This is a genomic window from Cupriavidus sp. SK-3 (genome assembly GCF_000611145.1).
Taxonomy (GTDB): domain Bacteria; phylum Pseudomonadota; class Gammaproteobacteria; order Burkholderiales; family Burkholderiaceae; genus Cupriavidus.
In genome coordinates this window covers 1-3,199 of sequence record NZ_JFJV02000197.1, presented here as the reverse complement: position 1 = coordinate 3,199, position 3,199 = coordinate 1, and the positions used below count along the sequence as shown (strand labels likewise).

The 3,199-nt window shown below is 61.9% G+C and carries 3 protein-coding genes and 2 pseudogenes; 1 reads left to right on the top strand and 4 read right to left on the bottom strand.

Annotated features, from left to right (window positions below):
- Positions 1–44 precede the first annotated feature (44 nt).
- Positions 45–308 (bottom strand): winged helix-turn-helix domain-containing protein, encoded by a 264-nt coding sequence (locus CF70_RS38990; RefSeq protein ID WP_414629462.1) that lies wholly within the window; start codon positions 306–308, stop codon positions 45–47.
- A 171-nt stretch (positions 309–479) separates the two neighbouring features.
- The gene (locus CF70_RS19135; protein WP_035867986.1) at positions 480–1,577 is read right to left on the bottom strand and encodes an NADH:flavin oxidoreductase/NADH oxidase; all 1,098 of its coding nucleotides are present in this window, start codon (positions 1,575–1,577) and stop codon (positions 480–482) included.
- Positions 1,578–1,664: 87 nt separating this feature from the next.
- Between CF70_RS19135 and CF70_RS19130 the strand changes: the two genes are divergently transcribed.
- Positions 1,665–1,994: an ArsR/SmtB family transcription factor gene (locus tag CF70_RS19130; RefSeq protein ID WP_035867984.1), complete on the top strand. Its 330-nt coding sequence runs from the start codon at positions 1,665–1,667 to the stop codon at positions 1,992–1,994.
- Between the two features lie 186 nt (positions 1,995–2,180).
- Here CF70_RS19130 and CF70_RS19125 read toward each other — a convergent pair.
- A pseudogene (locus tag CF70_RS19125) lies at positions 2,181–2,855 on the bottom strand (IS5 family transposase); the annotation flags it as partial.
- Between the two features lie 51 nt (positions 2,856–2,906).
- Positions 2,907–3,199, bottom strand: a pseudogene (locus tag CF70_RS19120) (IS630 family transposase); the annotation flags it as partial.

The following is a 3,199-nucleotide window of genomic DNA, read 5'->3' as shown; positions in this document are numbered from 1 at the left end:
CGGTTCTTTGGGGAGGGAGCAGCGGGGACGCTGCTCCCTCCCCGCTAGGTGCCCACCATGCACAAGCATCGAATGCCGTATGCCGCGGCCTTCCGGCAACAGATGATTGACCTCGTCCATGCCGGCCGTACGCCAGAGGATCTGGCCAAGGAATTTTTTAAGCTATGCCGGGTTCGCTTCCATACCAGCCCCGCTCGCTTGAGAATCCCTGTCAGCGTATTGCGATGAACCCGAATCCCGAACTTCTCTTCTAGTCGTGCCAGCAGTTCCACAGCCGTCAGCGCCTCCTGCGTCGCCCACCACTTCAACTGCTCAACCTGCTCCGGCGACAGCTTCCTAGCGTGTAGCAAGACGCGGCGCCGGGCGCTCGCGCGGAGAAGGCAAATCAAACGTGCCGTCTGCCCCGGCGCATGAATCTCAGGGCAAACGGCACATCAGTACATCAGCACATCAGTACAAAAGGGAACCGACGCGCAAACTCACGCGACCGCGTAGCGTTCGAGCCAATGCGCGTAAGGCGCCGGCAATGTCCACGACGGACGCTCGATACCCAGCTTCTTCGCCGCATAGTACGGCCAGTGCGGATCGGCCAGATGCGCGCGGCCAACCATCACCAGATCCAGTTGCCCGTTCTTCACCGAACGGTCCGCCAGTTCCGGCGTATCGATGCCCCATGCCGACGAAACGGGAATACCGGCCTCGCGGCGCACGCGTTCGGCGATCGGCGCGAGAAACGCCGGCGCCCACGGAATCGCCGCGGTCGGCGTGGAAAAGCCCACGCTGACGCTCAGCATGTCCAGTCCCTCGCGCTTGAAATTCTTCGCGAGTTCGATCGACTCAGCGAGCGTTTCCTCGTCACGACCATCGTACTCGATCACGCCGAAGCGCGCCGTCAACGGCAGGGGCTCCGGCCACACCTTGCGCACCGCCGCCAGCGTTTCCAGCAGGAAGCGGCTGCGGTTCTCGAGACTCCCGCCGTACGTATCGTCGCGCTGATTCGAGTGGCTGGAGAAGAAGCTCTGGCCGAGATAGCCGTGCGCAAAGTGCAGTTCGAGCCATTCGAAGCCCGCGTCGCGCGCTCGCTTCGCGGCGGCGACGAAATCTTCGCGAACGCGCGCGATATCGTCGAGCGTCATGGCTTTCGGCACCTTGGGCAGATGGCCGCCGAACGCGATCGCCGACGGTGCGATGGTTTGCCAGCCGCGGCTGTCGCCGTCGGCGATGTGATCGTCGCCTTCCCACGGACGGTTGGCGCTCGCTTTTCGGCCCGCGTGGCCGATCTGGATGCCCGGCACCGAGCCGGCCGCCTTGATCGACGCGACGACCGGCGCAAAAGCCTGCGCCTGCTCGTCGGTCCAGATACCGGCGCAGCCCGGCGTGATACGGCCTTCGGCCGACACGGCCGTCGCCTCGACGATCACCAGCCCGGCGCCGCCGCGCGCCAGACCGGCCAGGTGCACACGGTGCCACTCGTTGATCAGGCCGTCTTCGGCGGTGTACTGGCACATCGGCGGAATGGCAATCCGGTTGCGCAAGGAAACGTCTTTGAGCTTGTAGGGCTGGAACAATGCTGACATCGGGCGAAACTCCTTTGGACTTGCTTGTACGATAGTTCGATAAACATCGAATAACTAAGTATCGCAGAAACCTTTATCATTTGCAGCATGCGTACTTATAACCATCCTGCCGCTGAGGACTTCACGCTCGGACGGCTCTTCCATGCCCTGAGCGACCCGGTTCGCCTCGAAATCGTCCGCCGGCTGTCGTCGCTCGACGAGGCTACCTGCGGCGAGCTCGACGGCGGCCGCCCGAAGTCGAGCGTGTCGCATCACTTCCGGATCCTGCGTGAGGCCGGCCTGGTGCGCACGCGTGTGACCGGCACCGTGCATCAGAATTCGTTGCGGCGCGCGGAACTGGACAGCCGGTTTCCGGGGTTAATGGAGGCGATACTCAAGCAGATCGCCGCGGAACCGGCGTTGAACGAGCCGGCTTAGGGCTTCTGGCTTGTCGGCTCTGGCTTGTCGGCTTCGGCTTAACAGGCTGCTGAAATACGTCCCGCGGAACAGCGAGTTTTCCCGCTCGCGTAGCGACGGCTCCGTTTTTTCCACATCCTGAAACGCAGGCGTAATTTCGTCGGCTTTTCGACCGCCTGACGCCTGTTTCCGCCCGCTTTTGCGCCCTTATCGCTGCTGCAGGCGGATTTGTCCCAGCGATCGCATGCGCACGAGGTTGTAGGCGGCCATCGTCAACACAAACATCTGGTCGACTCTCTTCAGGCCGCGCACCATCACTTGACGTATGCCACCCACCGTCTTGGCCCAGCCGAAGCCTTGCTCGATCAGCTTTCGCTTTTGCTGAGAGATCGCATAGCCTGCGCTGGCGGCAATCGGATCAGGCACCGCGGAGCGTCGCCCGTTGGTGTTTTGAGCCACGTGCGGCATGACCCTCATCCTCAGGCACGCTTCGACGAACTCCGCTGCGTCATAGCCCTTGTCTGCACCGAGCGTGAGCACCGTGCTTGGATCCTCAACGGCCTGCCGAGCATCGTTGATCATGACCTTGGCGGCCTCGCGTTCTGCGCAACCATCTGCAACTGTCACCATGGCGCCGGCCACCAGGCCATGACGGTTGTCGCTCAGGGTGTGTCCCATGTAGCGTAGCGCGCTGGCAGTATTGCCTTTGCGGAACAGTCGAGCATCGGGATCCGTCTTGGACTCGTGGGTCTTGTTGCTCCGCTTGCGGCCTTTGAAGTCGCCGCCGTTGTCGTCGTCCTCACCGTCTTTGCGCACAAAGCTCTTGTGGCCAGCCCAAGCCTGGATCAATGTGCCGTCCACACTGAAGTGTTCGCCGGACACAGACTTGGCGCTGACTTCTGTCGGAGGTATTTCAGCAGCCTGTTAAGCCGGTTAGTGTAGTGTTCCATTCTGACTTAAGCGGCGGTTGGCGCGAATGACCTTTTGCATGATGTCGCGGGCGCTCTTGGTCCAGATGAATGGCTTGGGGTTGGTGTTGTGGTGAGCGATGTACTTATTGATGGCGTCGACCAGTTCTGGCACGCTGGTGAATACGCCACGACGAAGTCGCTCGGTCGTGATGTCGCGAAAGAACCGCTCGACCATGTTCAGTCATGATGCCGAGGTGGGCGTGAAGTGCATGTTGAATCGCGAGTGCTTGGCCAGCCAGTCCTGCACCGCAGGAT

Coding starts and splice junctions, on each gene's coding strand:
- CF70_RS19130 (WP_035867984.1), top strand. CDS start 1,665: ATGCGTACTTATAACCATCCTGCCGCTGAGGACTTCACGCTCGGACGG.
- CF70_RS19135 (WP_035867986.1), bottom strand. CDS start 1,577: ATGTCAGCATTGTTCCAGCCCTACAAGCTCAAAGACGTTTCCTTGCGC.